General features: G+C 35.6%; 15 protein-coding genes and 1 pseudogene. 9 read left to right on the forward strand and 7 right to left on the reverse strand.

Annotated features, from left to right (window positions below):
- Nucleotides 1-41: 41 nt before the first annotated feature.
- The gene (locus A3SG_RS0111380) at nucleotides 42-1,844 is read right to left on the reverse strand and encodes a GNAT family N-acyltransferase (RefSeq protein ID WP_016990146.1); all 1,803 of its coding nucleotides are present in this window, start codon (nucleotides 1,842-1,844) and stop codon (nucleotides 42-44) included.
- A 138-nt stretch (nucleotides 1,845-1,982) separates the two neighbouring features.
- Here A3SG_RS0111380 and A3SG_RS0111385 point away from each other — a divergent pair, with 138 nt between their 5' ends.
- The 3 genes from A3SG_RS0111385 (at nucleotide 1,983) to A3SG_RS0111395 (ending at nucleotide 4,936) form a co-directional block, all read left to right on the forward strand.
- A complete protein-coding gene (locus A3SG_RS0111385) occupies nucleotides 1,983-2,747 on the forward strand; it encodes an exodeoxyribonuclease III (protein ID WP_016990147.1) in 765 nt (254 codons plus the stop codon).
- A 40-nt stretch (nucleotides 2,748-2,787) separates the two neighbouring features.
- Nucleotides 2,788-3,729, forward strand: a complete 942-nt coding sequence (locus tag A3SG_RS0111390; RefSeq protein WP_016990148.1) for a flagellar motor protein MotB — start codon at nucleotides 2,788-2,790, stop codon at nucleotides 3,727-3,729.
- Nucleotides 3,730-3,898: 169 nt separating this feature from the next.
- Nucleotides 3,899-4,936 (forward strand): aldo/keto reductase, encoded by a 1,038-nt coding sequence (locus A3SG_RS0111395; RefSeq protein ID WP_016990149.1) that lies wholly within the window; start codon nucleotides 3,899-3,901, stop codon nucleotides 4,934-4,936.
- Nucleotides 4,937-5,121: 185 nt separating this feature from the next.
- Here the strand turns inward: A3SG_RS0111395 and A3SG_RS0111400 are convergent, their stop codons facing one another.
- On the reverse strand, nucleotides 5,122-7,083 hold the full coding sequence (locus tag A3SG_RS0111400; protein ID WP_016990150.1) for a transglycosylase domain-containing protein: 1,962 nt from the start codon (nucleotides 7,081-7,083) through the stop codon (nucleotides 5,122-5,124).
- A 182-nt stretch (nucleotides 7,084-7,265) separates the two neighbouring features.
- Nucleotides 7,266-7,676 carry a hypothetical protein gene (locus A3SG_RS0111405; protein ID WP_016990151.1) on the reverse strand — a complete coding sequence of 137 codons (411 nt, stop codon included), beginning with the start codon at nucleotides 7,674-7,676 and terminating at the stop codon, nucleotides 7,266-7,268.
- Between the two features lie 587 nt (nucleotides 7,677-8,263).
- Here A3SG_RS0111405 and A3SG_RS0111410 point away from each other — a divergent pair.
- Nucleotides 8,264-8,512 carry a hypothetical protein gene (locus A3SG_RS0111410; RefSeq protein ID WP_016990152.1) on the forward strand — a complete coding sequence of 83 codons (249 nt, stop codon included), beginning with the start codon at nucleotides 8,264-8,266 and terminating at the stop codon, nucleotides 8,510-8,512.
- Between the two features lie 293 nt (nucleotides 8,513-8,805).
- On the opposite strand, the gene radA is transcribed toward A3SG_RS0111410, so the two are convergent.
- The 4 genes and pseudogenes from radA to panC all read right to left on the reverse strand — a co-directional run bounded on the left by radA (nucleotide 8,806) and on the right by panC (nucleotide 12,736).
- On the reverse strand, nucleotides 8,806-10,167 hold the full coding sequence (gene radA / locus A3SG_RS22365; RefSeq protein WP_029596763.1) for a DNA repair protein RadA: 1,362 nt from the start codon (nucleotides 10,165-10,167) through the stop codon (nucleotides 8,806-8,808).
- A gap of 648 nt (nucleotides 10,168-10,815) precedes the next feature.
- Nucleotides 10,816-11,310: pseudogene (locus tag A3SG_RS22370) on the reverse strand (alpha/beta hydrolase); the annotation flags it as partial.
- 177 nt (nucleotides 11,311-11,487) lie between these two features.
- Nucleotides 11,488-11,838 (reverse strand): aspartate 1-decarboxylase, encoded by a 351-nt coding sequence (gene panD / locus A3SG_RS0111420; protein WP_016990154.1) that lies wholly within the window; start codon nucleotides 11,836-11,838, stop codon nucleotides 11,488-11,490.
- Nucleotides 11,839-11,857: 19 nt separating this feature from the next.
- Nucleotides 11,858-12,736: a pantoate--beta-alanine ligase gene (gene panC, locus A3SG_RS0111425; protein WP_016990155.1), complete on the reverse strand. Its 879-nt coding sequence runs from the start codon at nucleotides 12,734-12,736 to the stop codon at nucleotides 11,858-11,860.
- Nucleotides 12,737-12,814: 78 nt separating this feature from the next.
- On the opposite strand from panC, the gene A3SG_RS0111430 reads away from it, so the two are divergent.
- The 5 genes from A3SG_RS0111430 (at nucleotide 12,815) to A3SG_RS0111450 (ending at nucleotide 21,769) form a co-directional block, all read left to right on the forward strand.
- Nucleotides 12,815-13,621 carry a glycogen/starch synthase gene (locus A3SG_RS0111430; RefSeq protein ID WP_016990156.1) on the forward strand — a complete coding sequence of 269 codons (807 nt, stop codon included), beginning with the start codon at nucleotides 12,815-12,817 and terminating at the stop codon, nucleotides 13,619-13,621.
- A 22-nt stretch (nucleotides 13,622-13,643) separates the two neighbouring features.
- On the forward strand, nucleotides 13,644-15,233 hold the full coding sequence (locus tag A3SG_RS0111435; RefSeq protein WP_016990157.1) for a DUF4270 domain-containing protein: 1,590 nt from the start codon (nucleotides 13,644-13,646) through the stop codon (nucleotides 15,231-15,233).
- A gap of 9 nt (nucleotides 15,234-15,242) precedes the next feature.
- A complete protein-coding gene (gene glmS, locus A3SG_RS0111440) occupies nucleotides 15,243-17,090 on the forward strand; it encodes a glutamine--fructose-6-phosphate transaminase (isomerizing) (protein WP_016990158.1) in 1,848 nt (615 codons plus the stop codon).
- A gap of 326 nt (nucleotides 17,091-17,416) precedes the next feature.
- On the forward strand, nucleotides 17,417-20,212 hold the full coding sequence (locus tag A3SG_RS0111445) for a TonB-dependent receptor (protein ID WP_016990159.1): 2,796 nt from the start codon (nucleotides 17,417-17,419) through the stop codon (nucleotides 20,210-20,212).
- Between the two features lie 30 nt (nucleotides 20,213-20,242).
- Nucleotides 20,243-21,769: a lipase gene (locus A3SG_RS0111450; RefSeq protein WP_016990160.1), complete on the forward strand. Its 1,527-nt coding sequence runs from the start codon at nucleotides 20,243-20,245 to the stop codon at nucleotides 21,767-21,769.
- Nucleotides 21,770-21,782: the final 13 nt, after the last annotated feature.

Here is a 21,782-nt window from a genome sequence, read left to right on the forward strand (position 1 = left end):
TTTTTATGTTTAATTCTTATTTAGAAGAGTTTAGTGACTGATTAATCCTCTTTATCGGCTAATTTTTTTTCTAGTTCTGCCTGAAATTCTTCCATAACTGGTTTCATTGTACTTTCAGGAATATCGGAGATTCTAATGTACATTAATCCATCAACAGCATTATTGAACAAGGGATCAACATTAAAAGCAACCACTTTTGCATTTTGTTTAATGTATTTTTTGATTAACACTGGCAAACGCAAAACTCCGGGCTCGAGTTCATCAATTATTTTATCAAATTTATTTAAATCAGCTTCTGTTTCATTAAAAATAAAATCTTTATCAGCATCTTTCAGTTTTACTTTATAGGCTTTCTTAGGATGAACATACTGTGCGATGTAAGGATCATAGTAATTCGATTTCATAAATTCAATCATCAAAGATTTTGAGAAATCAGAGAATTGATTGCTGATGCTTACACCTCCAAGAAGAAATTTATGTTCTGGAAAACGCAGCGTGGTATGAATTATTCCTTTCCAAAGCAAGAAAAGAGGCATCGGTTTTTGCTGGTATTCTCTAATAATGAATGCACGCCCCATTTCTATGGACTGATTCATCATATCATCAAGTTCTGGTTCAAAACGAAAAAGTTCATTCAAATAAAAACCGTCGATTCCGTATTTTGGATAAATCTCAGAGCCTAATCCCATTCTATAGGCTCCTGCGATTTTTTTCGCTTCGTCATCCCATAAGAAAAGATGGTGGTAGTATTGATCAAACTTGTCTAAATCGATAGACTCATTTGTTCCTTCTCCTACTTCTCTAAATGTGATTTCGCGTAATCGTCCAATCTCATGAAGAATATTCGGAATTGTGTCTGCTTCAGCAAAAAATACTTCGTAGTTTTTACTTTGTAACAGCCTGCAATCCATTTTGCGTAAGGCATCGACTTCTGCAATTATTTTTTTTCCATTTGCAGGAGTCACTATTTCTTTCGGACTTCTGGGAATTTTTAAATGTGGCGTAGTCAGTAATTTGAACTCTTTCTCGTATGGATTTGCCAACATGTAAGTCTTCTTTCGTAAGAATTCAGAATAGAGTTCAGTTGTTTTATATTCGTTTTGTTCAGCGACAGAAATCGGTTTTCCTATCCTGACTTTTATGACGCGGTGTTTTTGACTAAAAACTTCTGAAGGTAGTTTTGCTGTTCGAAAAGTTCCGCTAATTTTAGAAAGGAAATAAAACATCCAACTATTTCTGGCGTGAAAATAAATAGGTACAACGGGAACTTGTGCTTTACGGATTACTTTAATAGCTCCCTCTTCCCAGGGCTTGTCGACCATAAGTTTGCCATCTTTGTAACTGGAAACTTCTCCGGCTGGAAACATTCCAAGAGGTTTTCCATCGCTCAAATGACGTAACGTTTCCTTAATCCCTATTACACTTGATTTGGCATCCTTGTGATTTTCAAAAGGATTGACAGGCATGATGTATTTTTTGAGAGGCTCAATCCGATGCAATAAAAAGTTTGCTATTATTTTGAAGTTTGGTTCTCTTTCGAGCATTAATTTCAACAATAGAACACCATCTATACCGCCCAAAGGATGATTTGAAATGGTGATATAAGCTCCTTCCTTTGGCAGCCGTTTAAAATCTTCTTCTGGGATTTCAAATTTTATTTGTAAGTCGGCTAATATGGCATTTAAGAAATAAACATCTTTTAAATGTTTATTGCCGTCATAAAATTTATTAAGCTTCGCTATTTTTAATGCTTTCATTAAGAGCCAACCGGAAAAAGTTCCTAGAACTCCATATTTTTCAGCATTTATTGCTTTTGCAACTTCTTTTGCGGTCACTAAACCCATGTACGTATTGTTTTTCGAGGGAAAAGCAAAGATAAACAAAAAGTCTATGATTAGGTTATTGTTGCCTGCGATTTTCTTACTTTTTAGATTGTTTGATTTTTAATTTTTAGTACATTTGAGATTAAAAATTAGATAAAAATGAAGATTATTTCTTATAATGTTAATGGAATTCGTGCTGCAATTTCTAAGGGATTTATTGATTGGTTAAAACAGGCAAATCCTGACGTAGTTTGCCTTCAAGAAATTAAAGCATCGCCGGAACAACTTCCTTTAATGGATTTTGAATTGGCAGGATATCCATATCATTATTGGTTTCCTGCCACAAAAAAAGGATATAGCGGAGTGGCTATTTTATCAAAAGTAAAACCTAATAATATCGTCTTTGGAACAGGAATTGAGCATATGGATTTTGAAGGCAGGACGATTCGAGTAGACTTCGATGAGTTATCAGTAATGAGCTTGTATCTGCCTTCGGGGACAAATAGCGCAAGATTAGATCATAAATTTATGTTTATGGATGATTTTCAAAATTACATCACAGAATTAAAGAAGGAGATTCCGAATTTGGTTATTTGTGGAGATTACAATATATGCCACGAAGCCATCGACATTCATAATCCCGTGCAAAGTAAAAAAGTGTCTGGGTTTTTGCCAGAAGAAAGAGCTTGGCTTGATAAGTTTCTCGATAACGGATTCATTGACAGTTTCCGTTTTTTTAATAAAGAACCAGATAATTATACCTGGTGGACTGTTCGAGTGCCTACTGCAAGGCCAAGTAATAAAGGGTGGCGAATTGACTATTGTTTAGTCAGCGAACCTTTGAGAGAAAAAATAAAAAGAGCACTTATTTTGCCCGAAGCAAAACATTCTGATCATTGTCCCGTTTTAGTAGAGGTAGAGTAAGCTAATAATAGAATACAATATAATGTTTAAAGTATAAAATATGATAAAAAGAATTTCACTAGGACTATTAATTGTAGCGCTTTCAACTTCATGCGTATCTAAGAAAATTTACAACGATTTAGAAAATAGGTTTACAGATTTAAAGAAAGAAAATAGAACTTTAGCTGATGAAAACGGATCCCTTTTACAGGCAAAGAATCAACTGGAACTGGAGCAAGATGTCTTAAATTCAGACCTAAGTAAGATGAAGTCAGAGCGTGACAAATGGCTGGCTGATTATGGTGCTTTAAGCAATAAGATGGATGTTATGGAAGAATCCTACAAAGCTTTAGAGAAAAATAGTAATGAGGCTTTGCAAAGTAACATGAGTAAAAATCGTGATTTGCTTTCGCAATTAGATGCTAAAGGAAAGGCTTTGGCAATTGAACAGGAACGATTAAACAAAAGTGCTCAGAGACTGCAAGAATTAGAATCATTGATTGCCGCCAAAGAAGCAACGATGAAAAAACTGAAAGAAACGCTTTCAAATGCCTTGAATAGTTTTGAAGGAAAAGGACTGACCGTAGAGCAAAAAAACGGGAAGGTATATGTATCCATGGAAAACAAACTACTGTTTAATTCCGGCAGTTGGGCTGTAGGTTCTGAAGGAAAGAAAGCTGTGGTAGAACTAGGGAAAGTATTGGGAGACAATCCTGATATTTCAGTGTTGATTGAAGGTCATACCGATGATGATCGTTTTAGTGCGTCAGGACCCATAGCTGATAATTGGGATTTGTCCACTAAAAGAGCCACTGCTATAGTTGCCATTTTGAGCGAAAACAAAAATATCAATAAGCAAAACTTAACCGCTGCAGGAAGAGGGGAGTTTTCACCATTAGCCAGTAATGCAACGGCAGAAGGGAAAGCAAAAAACAGAAGAATCGAGATTATCTTAACACCAAGATTAGATGAAATCGCTGAAATGTTGAATGAAATAAACTAAGCGATGACGTTTTTATTTAGAAAGGTTCAGCTGTAAAAAGCAGAACCTTTTTGCATTTAAATAAAATTAAATTCGCTAAAAAATTGGTTAACTCAAGATTGTGAACTGGTAATAAAAGGTACATTTGTGCCTGCACACTGTTAATTTTTTTTAATTTTTAATCTAAAAAATGAAATATACAACCTTACCTAATACGGAAATAAAAGTCAGCAAAATATGTTTAGGCACAATGACTTTCGGTCAACAAAATACAGAGGCAGAAGGACATGAACAGATGGACTATTCACTTGAAAAAGGAGTCAATTTTTGGGATACAGCCGAAATGTATTCTGTACCAGCACGGGAGGAAACCTTTGGGAGTACAGAAAAAATTATTGGAACTTGGTTTAAAAAAACTGGAAGACGAGAAGAGGTTGTCTTAGCTTCCAAAATAGCGGGACCTAATCCTAACTTTACCTATATGCGCGATAAGAATGACTTCTCGCCTGCCAGTATAAAATATGCTTTAGACAATAGTTTAAAGCGCCTTCAAACGGACTATCTTGATTTGTATCAGTTGCATTGGCCAGAGCGAAAAACTAATTTTTTTGGGCAAAGAGGTTTTACAGTGCAAGAGGATGGTTGGGAAGATAATATCCATGCAGTCTTAGACACTTTGGGAGATTTTATAAAGGAAGGTAAGATCAAACACATTGGACTTTCTAATGAGACGCCATGGGGAATCATGCGTTTTCTGGAAGAAAGCAAGCACCATCATTTGCCGAGAATAAAAACAGTTCAAAATCCATATTCTTTGTTGAACAGGCTTTTTGAAAGCGGTTCTGCCGAAATTTGTATGAGAGAAGATGTGGGTCTTTTAGCTTATTCTCCAATGGCTTTTGGGATTTTATCTGGAAAATTCTTGACGGGAGAAAAACATCCTAATGCAAGGCTTAATTTATTTCCTCAATTTGTAAGATACAACAGTGCACAATGTACCGAAGCAACAAGATTATATCAGGAAATTGCTCGTAAAAATGGGTTGAGTTTAACGGAATTGTCATTGGCTTTTATAGAGCAACAGTCTTTTGTGACCAGCACCATTATTGGGGCTACAACAATGGAACAACTGAAAGAAAATATAGAGACCATCCACGTGTCATTGTCAGATGAAATACTAAAAGCAATTGATGAAGTTCAGGCTATAATTCCTGATCCGGCGCCATAATTAGTATTTATATAATTAGCAGGAAAGCCCGATAGATATTACAATGTATTGGGCTTTTGCATTTAGGGGAGTTTTACTTTCATGCCAAACGAATTTATTTTTTAATCCAAATCGTTTTGGTATTATGCGGATATAATAGGAATATAGTACAATGTAATTGGGCTATGTTTAATATATAATCGGCATTAAAACGAAAACTCTTCATTAACCCAAAGGGAATCAACGGGGATTGAATCTTGCACTTTTAGTCGCAGATAGGATTTCGCGTCACCTGAAATCAGAAGCGGTTGTGATTTGTAAATCGTGTCATCACTACTTAGTAATCCTCTTCTTATCATGATGTTCGTTAAAAAGGATTCCTGCGTAGCCGCAAAATCTCTTAGTTTGCCTTGGTCATTAAACTGATACATGAATTTTCTTGGGCTAGGGATAATTCGAGCCAAAAACAAACATTCGTTGAAAGTTAATTCAGAAGGGCTTTTCTGGAAGTAGAAACGGCTTGCTTCGCCTATTCCATATACATTGGGTCCCCATTCAATAATATTAAAGTACACTTCAAGCATTCTTTCTTTGCTGACGATGCGGTTGTTTTCTAGAATATAAACGAGCAAGATTTCCTCCAATTTTCGAGATACCGTTTTTTCGCGAGTAAGGAAAACATTTTTTATCAATTGCATGCTGATGGTACTGGCGCCACGCGAGAATTTTTTTGTTTTTATGTTTTTGACAATAGACTGCTTGAACGCTTCATTTATAAACCCGTGATGGGAGAAGAAAGAAGGATCTTCTGTAGTTAACACACATTTTCGTAAGTAAGGTGAGATTTGATCTATCGGAGTATAATTTGGATTTGACGAGCCTATTAAAATTGGCCTTTGCAGGACATCTTTTATAATTGCCCTGTAGACGAACTCCCCATTCAGTCTAGTTAGATTCGCTTCTCCGTATTTTGTTATTTTTAAATTTTCCTTTTTCAAATTGCTATCAAAAACGAGCTGATCTGGTTTATTTTTATTGAATTTAAAATCCAGCTTATAATCGAAAGTGCCTTCGGCCCGCATTCCTTGAAAATGGGTAAACAATCCATCAGGGAGAGAGGAGATGAAATCCTGCGCTTTCATTTTCGGAATAACCACGTTGAGTTTGTAAATGGTATCGCTTTCTGTGTCATAAGAAATGTAGGGACGCAATTTAACCTGATTGAATTGGACTGTGGAGCTGCTATCTATTGATATGAAATCAGAGCCGAGTAAGAAACGATAGTCAAACCGTGCGTTTTTAATTATGACATCCTTACTGGCTATTTTTGGGTGGTTTATCTTTAAGTTAGTGATGGAAGTGAAGCCATCAATATACAATTCATTCCCTCTCTTGTCGATATTTTCAATGTTTAACCGAATCGAATCAAAGGTGGACCTTAAATTATAACGCTCGTCAAAATATGGTACTTTGATTGCTCCGGTATCTTTATTAAAGATTCTAATGTCTGCTTTTTTATTTCTTGGATCTGCGAAGCCGCTAATTTTCCAGCGCTGGGCAAAAGTATTTGTTTGAACATTTATAGAAGTTTCAAGTTCTTTGTCTGAAAGTGTCAATTTTTTAATGTCGATAGTTGCTTTTTTACCATTATCATCTAGTTTGAACTTCAGGTTTTCGACGCTCATATCCGTTGGAATCAAGTTCAATGCTTTTGAAATAATTCTAAATGCAAAAGTGGCATAATCTCTTTTTTCATTGGTAGTTGTTTCTCCATCGTCTTTCTTTAGGAACGCAGCGAAATTTTTTACATTTCCCTTCTGTATAAGTTGTACCATTCCATTTTCAATTTCCAATGTGCCTAGTTGAACATCACCCAACAGCAAATGCCAGAAATTAATACTGGTTTTCATTTTTTGGATTCTAAAGAGGGTATCTGCATTTTTGGGAACCAAGGTGATTTCAGTCAGGCTGATTCCTGAAAAACTGTCAAAAGAGGCTTTTTTTATGGACAATTCACTATTGTACTTTTGCTCAATTTTAGTTGAAGCTTTTTCAATTGCTTGTTGTAAAATAGAGTCCCTAAAAACAAAAAAACCGATAGCTATTAGCGTTAAGAATACTGTAAGCACCTTAAGGAGTAAAATTATCTTCTGTTTTCCAGTTTTCATGAATCGTAGTCTATTTTAAGAATTGATTAAAAAGCAAATTTAAATGATTCTTTGTAAATCTGTTTTTTTAAATTAGAATAATTAGGTAGTACCAGTTAATTTTATGTTTTGCGCATAAAAAAACTACAATAGTTGCGTATCGTAGTTTTTGAAACAGAGTGTGTTTTACGGTTTAAATAACGTTATTTCGGGTTGTAGAATTTTTTTACTTTTGCTATGATCTGATTAGAAGTCATGCTGTCGGTCGTTTCAACGGACTTCAGTTTGCTAGCAATAGTTGATTTTTCAGCATTTATTTTTTGCTGCAGTTTTGTTTTTGTTTCTGCGGGACCAAAAATGTAAAGTTCGTCAGACGCACTAACACTAGATATAATATCTTTTAAGTAGCTGTTAATTTGATGTTTCTTTCTTTCGTCAAAGGTTTTTTGTGAGTCCAGCTGACCTCCAGAAAAGCTTCCTTTGTCGCCTTCTTTATCATGATATACACTATTCTCAAGATCAGATAGGATTTCACTAACGGCTTCTTTTCCATCTTGGAGAGTTACAATGATTGCTTTTGTTGAGTCAATCCAAATTCCTGTTTGCTTTTTCATTTTTTATACGTTTGATAGTGTTATTAATTATAGTAGACAGTTCTAATTTTATTAGGGAAAAAATATTGAATTAAGGAGCTCAAACTACTTTTAGATCGATAGGTTTGAGCTCTTACTTTATCAAATAGCAACGATTTTGTAGTCTTATCAATTGATAAATGTTCGTTTTATAAAATTACGAAATAAATTAGGGGTGGCATAAAAATTAACAGGTAAATAACGAAAGACTAAATTTAGGAGTGCTGCTGCTGTAGTTTTGGATTGGTTCCGCTTTTACATTTAAAGCGTTTTTTCGCCTAAAAAGCCCGCTGACTAAATCCTTTTTTTTTGAATGCTGTAGAAAGTTTCCTGATTTCGGTTCCGTTGTAATTAACAGTTAGTATAGCCAAAATGGATGCTGTATTAAAAAGTGTATAAAATTAAAAAGTTGTACTTTTAACATGTGATACAAAAGAGAGTTTTTGCAGTGGAAGGTTTTTTAGATACACTTATTTTTCACCTAGGATTCGCAGCAGAGATTACAGCATAAATTACACATAAGCCCTCATTATTTTGAACAAAACAATATATTAAAGAGCATTAATAGTATGGATATTAAATCATTTAGAGAAAAAACCATAGCAAATAAAATACCTGATAGTTGGTATTCTATAAATAGTGGGGTTAAGTTTAATGCTTGTATTCTAGTTTACAATAAATCGTATTGGGAATCTTTTTATTTTGATGAAAAAGGAGAAACTAATAATTTAAATTTACTTAGTAATGAAGATGAAGCCTTAGATTATTTGTGGAAGCAAATAGAAAAAATGATGTTGCTATATAAGTGGAATAAATAAGCCTTAACGTTCTTGATAGGGTTCGAGCTTTCCGAAGTATTGTTTAGAAAACATATAGGATTGAATTGCTGTTTGAGACGGTATTTGAGACTAATTTTGATTTAAATTTTTAGCTAATGATCTTCTCGAACTTATGGATTTGCGTGAAGGATAGAAGCGAAAATCCTTTTTTATCTCGCCTTTTTGGGTTAGATAAAAGACATTGTAGCAAATAGCCGACTCACTTTTTTCTTGTGGGTCACGCCTAAAATAGTATTGCATCTATCATAAAAGTGTTGGATTTAAATTATTTTTTACCCAAACAACATACTGGCTACATCTTCTATTTTTGCGACAAGTTGAATTTTTATTCCAGTATTTTTTGATGTGATTTTATTGTATTTAGACACAAAAATAGTGGAGAAACCTAGTTTCTCCGCTTCTTGAATGCGTTGATCTACACGGTTCACGGGACGGATTTCTCCTGACAATCCTACTTCTCCTGCAAAACAAAAACCTTTATCAACCGGAATGTCTTCATTAGAGGATAAAATGGCTGCCACGACTGCTAAATCGATAGCTGGGTCATCTACGCTGATACCTCCTGTGATGTTTAAAAAGACATCTTTGGCGCCAAGCCTAAAACCGGCTCTTTTTTCCAGAACGGCTAAAATCATGTTTAGTCGTTTGGCGTTGTATCCCGTTGTGCTGCGCTGCGGCGTTCCGTAAACTGCCGTGCTAACTAAGGACTGGATTTCAATCATCAAGGGGCGCATGCCTTCTAGGGTAGAGGCAATAGCCGTGCCCGATAATTCTTCGTCTTTGTGCGAAATCAAGATTTCCGATGGATTTGAGACTTCGCGCAGCCCGCTTCCTAGCATTTCATAAATTCCAATTTCAGCCGTAGAGCCGAAACGATTTTTTAGGGATCGTAAAATACGGTAGACATGGTTTCGATCTCCTTCAAATTGTAAAACAGTGTCGACCATGTGTTCCAATATTTTTGGTCCAGCAATGTTTCCATCTTTGGTAATATGACCAATAAGAATAACTGGAATGTTCGTTTCTTTGGCAAATTTGATCAGCTCGGCGGTGGTCTCTCGAATTTGGGAAATACTTCCTGCCGTAGATTCAATATAATCGGTGTGGAGTGTTTGAATCGAATCAATGATTACAATTTCGGGAGCAATAGCTTCAATTTGTTTAAATATATTCTGCGTTTTTGTTTCGGTAAGAATATAGCAGTTATCACTTGTCGTAGTGATTCTTTCTGCTCTCATTTTTATTTGTTTTTGGCTTTCCTCACCAGAAACATATAAAGTTTTATAGGGTAATTTCAACGAAATTTGAAGCAATAGCGTGCTTTTTCCTATGCCGGGTTCACCACCTAATAATATTAAAGACCCAGGAACGATACCGCCTCCAAGTACTCTGTTTAATTCGGAGTCAGTAGTGTCCATACGGATTTCCTGAGTAGAATCGATTTCGTTTATTTTTAAAGGTTTGGGTGCTTTACTGGTTACGGTTGTTTCACTTTTCCAGGCTACTTTTTCCTGTTTTTGTATGATTTCCTCCGCTATGGTGTTCCATTCTTTACAGGAGTTACATTGCCCTTGCCATTTGGCATATTGTGCCCCACAATTCTGACAGAAAAAAGAAGTTTTTACTTTCGACATTATTTTTTTTGTTGTTAAACTTAGCATGCTGTCGTATTTATCAAACATCATGTCTTTTGTTAAATTACCAATCTCCTCTAATTGAGATGCTCTTTGGTACTTACTGGCTGCTCTTTTAGCATCGCCCATTTTCTCGTACATTAACCCTAATTGATAAGAGGCCAACATTGATTTTGGATAGTTTTTATCGGCAACCTCAGCTAACTTATCTAACTCATTATAGGCCTTGTTTTTTAGAATGGCGGCTTCAATTGCTTTAAAATCATTCAGTCTGACCGGAATTGTCAGACTTAGTTTGTCTGCTATCAAATCATATTTTTTTATGAGGTAATCGACATATCCACGTGGAAGAGTTGCGATTTTATCAGTAAATTCAGAGGAAGAAATGGGTTTGTAGGAGTCGAAAATTTGGTACAATGCACTAGGAATCGAATATAGTACTAAGGAGTAATGAGAGGCATTTTGAAACGCATCATACTTATAATCAATATCTGAATTACTAATCATCTTTATGTTCGCGTCTAAGTTTTTTATCGGTTCGCGAAGCTGCCTGATATCGACATCTGCGGATGATTGATAGTAAAAAAGAGCTTTTTTTGAATTCGCGAGTTGTGCGGGAATTCGAGTTTCCATCTCAGGAGCTAATTCGGGACTTAAAGAGATGTAGGCATCAAATATAGGATTATCCTTGTACAGGAAAAAGTTTAAAAACCCAGCTGTTGTATCGTGTCCGGCAATTATATGAAATGGTGCGGTGCGGTATTTTTTTTCAATGTAGGGCAATAACTCCCCTCCAATAAATTCAAAGAAATCAGCTCCTTTTCCGGAAGGTAAACCAGTGTCGCTAGCATAAAAGCAGTCGTCCATTCGAGTATTTCTTTGATTTATTCCAACAATAATAGTTTCTGGTAAATCATCCCAATAGGCGCCATAGTCCATGGCTCCGTAAAAAGGGTCAAATAAATATTCGCCATCCAGTAAAATAAGTAGAGGGTATTTTTTAGTTGGATTTTGGTCATATGTGAGGGGTAAACCAATGGTTATTTCGCGAGTTTCTCCCAGTTTCTCTGAAATAAATGATTCTGTCGTTTTTTGAGAGAACATAGAAAAAGTAAAAAATAACAATAGGAATAGCTGTTTCATGATTTAGAGGTATTTAAAAAATTAATTTTATTCTAAATGGAGTAGCAATATAATGCTTTATTCACTTTAATGAAAAAAAGGGGGTGCTTAAAACAGTTTCATCTTGTGGTGTAAATAAGTAATAGAGTTGATTTTCAAAATACTATCGTAAGTTGAAAAAATGTTTTTTTGTACGATTTAAGTTAAAGAATTGTCTTTTTCATTGGGGAAAATAATCCAAGGCTTGAATGTTCTTGCTTCTTCAAACTCTAAAGTAGCATAAGAAATTATAATGATAATATCTTCTTTTTGGACTTTTCGTGCTGCAGGTCCATTAAGGGTTATTTCACCTGAATTACGTGCTCCTTTTATGGCGTAAGTTTCAAAGCGTTCGCCATTATTGATGTTTACAATGGAAACTTTCTCCCCTTCAATTATATTTGAAGCTTCTAAAAGGTTTTCATCGATAGTAATACTGCCAATGTAATTTAGATCGGCTCCGGTTACTTTCACCCGATGAATTTTTGATTTTAATACTTGAATTTGCATGTTACAAAAGTAAATTAATTTAATTTAATGAAATGGTATCGATCAATCTTATGTTATTGATGGTAACCGCGATAAAAGCACGGTATTTTTTAATGCTGCTTTTTCTTAAACAGGGTGTAAGTGTTGTCTCATCTGCAATTTGAAAGTACTCTAATTCAAATGGAGCGCTTTTACGGAATGATTTTTCCACCCACTGCGTTACCGCCGAGGCACTATTTGTTTTGAATTTTTCTTTTGCGACATTTAATATTTCTAAAATTAAAGCGCCATCTGCCCTCTGTTCAGGGGTTAAACGCTCATTTCTGGAGCTCATGGCAAGTCCATTCTTTTCTCTGTAGATGGCGCATCCAATTACGTTGACCTCAAGGTTATTTTTCAGGACCATCTTTTTCACAATTTGCAACTGCTGGAAATCTTTTTCTCCAAAATAAGCATTAGTAGGACTTACAATTTCGAAAAGACGTTTTACGATTGTTCCTACTCCGTCAAAGTGACCGGGTCTGAATTTGCCTTCCATCTGATTTTCTAAACCGTCAAAGTTGAATTCTTGAGACAATACTTTTCCATCGTAGATGTCATCTACAGATGGAGCATATAAAATAACATCAGTACTTAATCCGTTCATTTTTGTTATGTCTGCTTCTAATGTTCTTGGATATTTTGATAAATCTTCAGGGTTGTTAAACTGAGTAGGATTGACAAAAATACTAACCACGGTAGTGTTGTTTTCTGCCAATGATTGTTGCATTAAGGAAAGATGACCCTGATGTAATGCTCCCATAGTGGGAACGAATCCAATGGTAGAATGTGGGGTCTTGATAGATTTCAAATAGTCTATCAAAGCTACTTTTCCGTAGAAAACAGGCATGGTTCTTTTATTTAAATTTAGTGCAAACATAATATATTAGTTAATAACTGCATAAATTTTTGTAATTTTGCGTGGTTTTTATTGCCAATAAATTAAGCAAATTACAATATGAAAGATAAGAGGATATTATATGTATCATCTGAAGTAGTGCCTTACTTAGCTGAGAATGAGGTCTCTTTGATGTCTTACGACGTGCCGAAGATGGTGAATGACCAAGGTGGGCAAATCAGAATTTTTATGCCGCGATATGGGAATATTAATGAAAGAAGACACCAATTGCATGAAGTAATTAGACTTTCAGGAATGAATTTGGTTGTGAATGACTTGGATATGCCACTGATAATAAAGGTAGCTAGTATACCCAAAGAACGGATACAGGTTTACTTTATTGACAATGATGAGTATTTTAAAAGGAAAGCGACATTTGCCGATGAAGAAGGAGTAATGTTTGCAGACAATGATGAACGCGCCATCTTTTTTGCAAAAGGAGTTGTTGAGACCGTAAAAAAACTGAATTGGGTTCCGGATATTATTCATGTTCATGGCTGGATGGCCGCAATGTTGCCAATTTACATGAAACATTACTATAAAAATGAAGCCTTATTTTCTGACACAAAAATCGTTACCTCGGTATATAGTCAGTCTTTTGAAGGATCGTTAGACGCAGAAATGATTAATAAAATAAAATTAGACGGAGTACCTCTCGACGCTATTTCTGATCTAGAATCGCCAGATTATGAAAGCATTATAAAGGCGACGATACAACATTCTGATGCTGTTATTATTGCGTCGGATAGTCTCTCTCCAAGTTTAACAAAATTTATAGAATCTTCAGGAAAACCTTTTTTACCTTTCGTGCCCAAAGATGAATTCGCGGAAGCGTATACCAATTTTTATCAAGAAAAGGTTCTATAAATCTAAAATTTTATTATCGAATATGTACAATAATTCTTTTTTTAAGAAAATTCTATTAGTGACGTGTGTTGTTTTTCTTTATTCCTGTGATAAAGATTTTAATTCAATTGGAGATGGCCTTATCGGTGAAAACCATTTTGATTTTGTGAAATATACAACAAGTGTTGTCGCTTATAATCAAAAAATAGGGCCAATACAGTCCGATAATTTGCCCATAAATGCCTTAGGTATTTATGATAATCCCGCTTTTGGTACAACCACCGCAAATTTTGCAACGCAATTAGTGTTAGAATCTGCAAATCCAACTATCGGAAAGAATCCGGTAATAGAAAGTGTGGTTTTAACAATTCCATATTTTAGTACTTTAAAATCTACTGATGCTAATGGAGATGGAACGTATCAATTGGATTCAATTTATGGCTCTTTAGATGCTAAAATTATGCTGAGTGTTTTTGAGTCTGGTTACTTTATGAGGGATTTAGATCCTGCTGGAGGATTTCAAGAAGCACAAAAATACTACACGAATCAAAATAGCGATTTTAATACTGTTAAGTTGGGTAATCGTTTGAATAACTCCACAGATGCAAGTCAAAATGATGCTTTTGTCTTTAGTGCCGCTCAATACAAGACTACAACGACGAAAGATGGAAAAGACGTGGTGACCCGCGTCGCTCCAGCGATGCGTTTGGATTTGAATGCAAGTTATTTTAAAACTAAAATCATAGATGCCTCAGGTTCCGGGAAATTAGCTGGTAATGATGTTTTTAAAGAGTACTTTAGGGGGTTGTATTTTAAGGTAGAGAAGTCAGGAAGTAGTCCTTCTAATATGGCTTTATTAGACTTTAAAAAGGGAAAAATCACTATAAAATACAAAGAAGACACCTCTGATACGGATGCCACAAGATTGGAAAAAGCGATTGTGCTTAACCTTACTGGCAATGCGGTTAGCTTATTAGATCAAAGTAATACAACAACTCCTTATGCTAATGCAACAAGCCCTGCAAACATAAATACAGTTCTTGGGGATGAAAAATTATATCTCAAGGGAGGAGAAGGTTCACTATCAATTATAGAGCTCTTCGGCCCAGATGCTGATAGTAACGGTGTTGCTGATGAGCTGGAAACTATTAGAAAGAATGGTTGGTTAATAAATGAAGCTAACTTAGTATTTCACGTTGATGCAGGCGCAATGCTAAGTGGTCAAGTGGCCAAGCGAATTTACTTATATGATTTCGAGAACAATCGTCCGATTTTTGATTATGTAACCGACCCGACGACCTCAGGTTCAAATTCTAAAAACGGAAAAACTTCATATGGAGGTATTCTGATTAAAGATAACGCCGGAAATGGAACGTACAAGCTTAGAATAACAAACCAAATTAGAGTTCTTGTTCAAAATAAAGATTCTACTAACATTAGATTGGGAGTCGTTGTTACCGAAGATATAAATACGACAACTTCTAATAAATTGAGGACGTCAACACCTTCATTTTCGCAGGTGCCTAAGGCATCAGTTATGAGTCCGTCAGGAACTATTCTATATGGAGGGAAATCTACTATTCCAGAAGATAAAAGATTAAAACTAGAAATTTATTACACAAAACCTAATTAACTTAAAGCTATGTGCGGAATTGTTGGATATATAGGATACAGAGAAGCGTACCCTATTGTTATTAAAGGATTAAAAAGACTGGAATACAGAGGATATGATAGTGCAGGCGTTATGTTATATGATGGCGATACCATTAAACTATGTAAGACAAAAGGAAAGGTTGTGGATCTAGAAGAGAAAGCTTCAAATGAAATCACAACTAATGGAACAATTGGAATTGGACATACGCGTTGGGCAACACATGGTGTTCCTAATGATGTGAATTCGCATCCGCATTTGTCTAATTCGGGAGATTTAGTGATAATTCATAATGGAATTATTGAGAATTATGCTCCTTTAAAAGTAGAGTTGATTAAAAGAGGATATGTTTTTCATTCTGATACAGATACTGAGGTCCTTATTAATCTTATTGAAGAAGTACAAAAAAAAGAAAATATCAAATTAGGAAAAGCAGTCCAAATTGCCCTTAATCAGGTAGTGGGAGCTTATGCTATTGCTGTTTTTGATAAAAAAAATCCCGATGAAATTATTGCGGCTCGCTTGGGAAGCCCCTTAGCAATTGGTATTGGGGAGGGAGAATACTTTATCGCTTCGGATGCTTCTCCATTTATAGAGTACACTTCAAATGCGGTTTACTTAGAAGACGGTGAAATGGCGGTTATTCGTTTACATAAAGCGATGAAAGTGAGAAAGATTAAAGATGATTCTTTGGTTACGCCGTATATTCAGGAACTTAAAATGAATTTGGAGCAAATTGAAAAAGGGGGTTATGATCACTTTATGTTAAAGGAGATATACGAACAACCTAGTGTAATAAAGGACACATATAGAGGTAGGTTACATGCTAATAAAGGTATTATTCAAATGTCTGGTGTTGAAGATAATTTAGAAAAATTTTTAAACGCGGACAGAATTATTATAGTTGCATGTGGTACATCATGGCATGCAGGATTAGTGGCTGAGTATATTTTTGAAGAATTCGCAAGAATACCTGTTGAAGTGGAATATGCTTCAGAATTTAGATACAGAAACCCAATAATAAATAGTAATGATGTAGTAATTGCTATATCCCAATCCGGTGAAACGGCTGATACTATGGCTGCTATTAAATTAGCAAAAGAACAAGGAGCTTTTGTTTTTGGAGTTTGTAACGTAGTGGGTTCTTCTATTTCGAGAGAAACTCATGCAGGAGCTTATACGCATGCTGGACCAGAAATAGGTGTGGCATCTACTAAAGCTTTTACAACTCAAATTACAGTTTTAACAATGATTGCTTTGCGTTTAGCAAAAGCAAAAGGAACATTGTCTCTCTCAGATTTTCATATGTATTTGCAAGAATTGGAGTTAATTCCGGAGAAAGTAAAAGAAGCTTTGGAAACTAATGATCGTGCAAAAGAAATTGCAGCTACTTTTAAAGATGCTCCTAATTGTTTGTATTTAGCACGGGGCTATAATTTCCCGGTTGCACTTGAAGGAGCTCTAAAGCTCAAGGAGATTTCGTATATTCATGCTGAAGGTTATCCTGCGGCAGAAATGAAGCACGGGCCAATTGCTTTAATTGATGAGTACATGCCAGTAGTGGTTATTGCACCCAAGCAAGGTCATTATGACAAGATTGTTAGTAATATACAGGAAATTAAGTCAAGAAGTGGAAGAATTATTGCCGTAGTAACTAAGGGTGACACTCAAGTTCGTGAACTAGCGGATTATGTGATTGAAATTCCTGAAACTTCTGATGCATTATCTCCATTGATTACAACAATACCCTTGCAGCTTTTATCATACCATATAGCGGTGATGAGAGGATGTAATGTAGATCAGCCTAGAAATTTAGCAAAATCGGTAACGGTAGAGTAAGAAATTTAATATATTTAGATAAAAAAAGACGAGATGTGAATCTTGCTTTTTTTTGTTTTAAATAAATTTAAAAAATTAAATTTTACGTATAAATAGCATAATTTAACTAATTTAATATGTATGCATAGTATTTTGGGGTTTTAGCGGTGAAAATTTAATTTTAATTGAGAAAATGGCAATATAGAAAAAGTTAAAACGAGATTAAAAAGATAACAATAATGAAATTTTTTTAACGTTTTTTTATTAATATTAAAAATAATTGTACTTTGGTCCTACTAAATCTATAAAATCAAACCAAATAGAAANGTTATTTACTTTTTTTGTCATTGTTTTTTTGCAGCATAAGTTTTGCTCAGAATTCAATTTCAGGTTCTGTTACTGATAGTGACGTTCAACCAATTTTTGGAGCCAACATTAAAGTCGTTGGAGGTGCTGCCGGCACAGTTACTGACGGTGAAGGAAAGTTCTCTTTAAATTCGTCAATAAAATTACCTTATGTAATTGAAATTTCAAGTATTGGATTTATTACAAAACAAGTAAATATTACGTCGAACAATCAAAAAATAAATATTATTCTAAAAGACGAGCAGAACTTGCTTAATGAGATTGTTGTTTCTGCTTCAAGAACCCCTGAGCGAGTTTTAGAATCTCCAGTTACCATTGAAAGAATGGGAATTGCAGATATCAAAAAGTCGGCATCTGCTACTTTTTATGATGGTTTGGAAAACATGAAAGAAGTGCAAATGAACACAAGCAGTTTGTCTTTTAAGTCTATTAACACTCGTGGTTTTGCAACAGTAGCAAATACGCGTTTCATGCAATTAGTTGATGGAATGGACAACGCTTCTCCTTTATTGAACTTCGTGTTAGGAAACTTGATTGGTGTGTCAGAAATTGATGTTCAAAGTGTGGAATTACTGCCAGGAGCTTCTTCTGCCTTATATGGTGCCAATGCATTTAATGGTATTTTATTTATGACCAGCCAAAGCCCTTTTACCAGCCAGGGAATTACCGCTTACGCAAAATTTGGACAAACTAGTCAAAAAGCTGCTGGGACAAACGACTATGTCGATTATGGGATTAGAATGGCGCATGCATTTAGCCCAAAACTAGCCGCAAAAGCTAACTTTACCTATCTGCGTGGTACAGATTGGTATGCTACAAACTATGACGACAAGACCAACGTTGGAAGAGACAGAAGTCATGTGAATTATGATGGAATAAATGTATACGGTGACGAAGTTACTACAAACATAAAAGGAGTTGCTGCAGGTCTGTTGAGTGCGGGCGCTATAAGTCAGTCACAATTTGCTGCTTTTAATAATATACTTCCTAACTACAATGTAAGTAGAACCGGGTATAATGAAGTTGACCTGACGGATAACAAAGCGAGTAACACAAAGATCGATTTTTCAATTCATTACAAGCCTTTTGCTAATGACGTTGAGGTTATTTGGCAAAGTAAATTTGGTTTTGGTAATGCGGTTTATCAAGGGGCAAACAGGTATTATCTAAATAACTTTTTTATGCAGCAGCATAAGTTAGAGGTAAAGGGGAAAAACTTTTTCATAAGAGGGTACACCACTTCAGAAGATGGTGGAAACTCGTACGATATGCTTTTTACTGGTATTAATATCAATAGAGTTTGGAAAGATGATAAAACATGGTTTGGGCAGTATGCAGCTACTTACGCTGGCGCTACTTTGAATGGGTCAACTCCAGAAAATGCTCATATTGCAGCAAGAAACGTTGCTGATACGGGTAGACTAATTCCTGGTACACCTGCATTTCAATCTGCTTTTAATAAGGTTACTAATGAAGCAAGCGTGCTTAGTGGTTCTAAATTGGTAGATAATTCTAGAATATATCATTCAGATGCAAATTATAATTTTCACGATCTTATAAAATTTGCGGAAATTCAAGTGGGAGGTTCCTTTAGACAATATCAGTTAAATTCTTTCGGAAGAATATATACGGACAAAGATGGACCAATTTATTATAATGAATATGGTACTTATACGCAGTTGACTAAAAAATTCATGGACGATAGATTAAAATTTACAGGATCTATGCGTTATGATAAAGCACAAAATTACGATGGTAATATTTCGCCTAGAGTTTCTTTGGTTTATTCTGGCGGTGAAAGTAGAAGACATAATTTTAGAGCATCATTTCAAACTGGTTTTAGAAACCCAACTACGCAAGATCAATACATCGGTTTTAATGTAGGAAGTGCCATTTTATTAGGGTCAAATCCAGATAACTTGACAAGATATAGTGAAGTATTAGCGGTTGGTACTCCTGTAGGGCAGGCGTTTGCAGGGGGGGCAACAGTAACAATTAATGGTTTAAATGCCTATAACAACTCCTATACTGCAACTTCGGTAGCCGCATTTTCAGCAGCTGGAAATCCTGCATTATTGAGAAAAACTACTGTAGACTATGTTAAACCGGAACAAGTAAAAGCTTTTGAATTAGGGTATCGTTCTTTTATTAAAGGGTTTTCTGTAGACGTTAATGGATATTACAATATATATAATGACTTCATTGGGAACCTTAATGTGGTTGCTCCTTTATATGGTACTGCTCAAGATTCTCCAAGCGGCACTCCAAGCGCTGATCCTGGATTTCAGTCTGTTCATGCTCTTGCAAACAGTAATTTTAGAGCATTTCAATTGTACACTAATACTAAAGTGGAAATTGAGTCACTCGGTTTTGGTTTAGGTCTTTCTAGAAAAGTATATAAAGATTTTGAAGTAGGGGTTAACTACAACTTTGCTGAATTTAAATTCGATCAGGCAAAAGATCCAAGTTTTGAAGCTGGTTTCAACACCCCGAAACACAGGGTAAAAGCAACATTCGGAAATGAAAAATTATTTAAGAACTTTGGTTTTAATGTAAGCGGAAGATACAATACCGCGTACTTATGGCAGTCTTCAATGGTAGACGGAATGATTGATGCAGCTACGGTAGTTGATGCTCAAATCAACTATGATTTTCCTAAATTAAAATCAACACTTAAGTTAGGCGCTTCAAACATTGGTGGAAAAGAATATGGACAAGTATTAGGTGCTGGATTAATCGGGCAACAATATTTTGCTTCTTGGACAATTAACCCGTAGTACTTATAAAACTTTAAAAAAAATACAACAATGATAAAAAATTTCAAATGGTTACTATTGGTTTCTTTAACCTTTGTAGCATGTAATAGTGATGACGCCGTAGTGTTGGTCTCTAATTCTTCAGATGGGTTACCTTTAACAGCTGGGACTGCTAACTTTTCAAAGTATGTTGCATTAGGAAATTCATTGACCGCTGGTTATTCTGATAGTGGTTTGTTTATTGAAGGTCAAAAAGCATCTTACACGAATATAATGGCAGAACAATTTAAAGCGATTGGAGGCGGTGAGTTTAAAATTCCCTTTATGGCGGATAATATAGGCGGCTTTAAAATTAATGGTACTGTGATTGCTGGGCCACGATTGGCTTCTACAGGAGGTGGAGCTCCAACTCCAGTATCAGGAACTCCTTCAACAGAGATTTTGACCTCAATAGTTTCGGGAGGTCCTTATAATAACTGTGGTGTTCCAGGGGCTAAAAGTTATCACTTGTTATCGCCAAGTTACGGAAGCGCAGCTGGTATTTCTTTAGGAACCGCTAATCCATATTATGTTCGTTTTGCTCCAAATGGGACTACTTCTGTTTTGGCATACGCAATGTCTCAAGCACCAACATTCTTTTCGCTTTGGATAGGAAACAATGATGTTTTGGGTTATGCAACAACGGGTGGAGATGGAACAAATCCAATAACACCTTCCGCAGGTGCTGCAGGTGTTGGTTTTGATGCGACATATGATCTGTTAGTAAATTCACTAACTTCTGGAGGATCAAAAGGAGTTTTGGCAAACATTCCTTATGTGAATACGCTTCCTTTTTTTACGTTCATAGCGACAAATCCAGTACCGTTGAGCGCAGGACAGGTGGCGCAATTGAATCCATTATTCGGAGCAATGAACAGTATCTTAGCGTCGGCTTCGCAACCGGCTCGTTTCCAAACATTAACAGTAAGTTCTTCAAATCCGCTTTTAATTGTTGATAAAACGCTAGTTTATGATGCCACGGCCTTATTAACTGCCGCTTTTCAAGGAGCTCCCTTTAATTATCCAGCAGCAACAGCTGGATTTTTGGGGAGCCTTTACGGTAAAGCGCGACATGCTAGTAATGTACCAGCGAATAGAGATTATGTCTTATTAACGGCTGGCGCTTCAATTGGGACAACTCAACCAGGATTTCCGCCAACGAGTAATACAATTGGGGTAACCTATCCAATGGCAGACAAGGCAATTTTAACTGCGAGCGAAGTAGCTTTAGTAAAAACCGCAACTGATGCTTACAATTCGAAAATTAAGGCAGTTGCTACGGCTAAAGGATTAGCTTTTGTCGATACCAATGCCTTAATGACTCAAGTTTCAGCTGGGGGATTTGTGGGTAATGGATTTACAGTTACATCTGCTTTTATTACGGGTGGTGGATTTTCGACAGATGGTGTGCATCCTTCCCCAAGAGGGTATGCAATGATTGCAAACAAATTTACACAAGCAATTAATACGACTTACGGTTCAAATCTAAAAGGGGTTAATTTAGGTAATTATCGAATATTGTTTCCTAAATCACTATAATTTTAAGCTGTTT

It is taken from the genome of Flavobacterium sp. ACAM 123, assembly GCF_000264055.1.
Lineage (GTDB): Bacteria > Bacteroidota > Bacteroidia > Flavobacteriales > Flavobacteriaceae > Flavobacterium.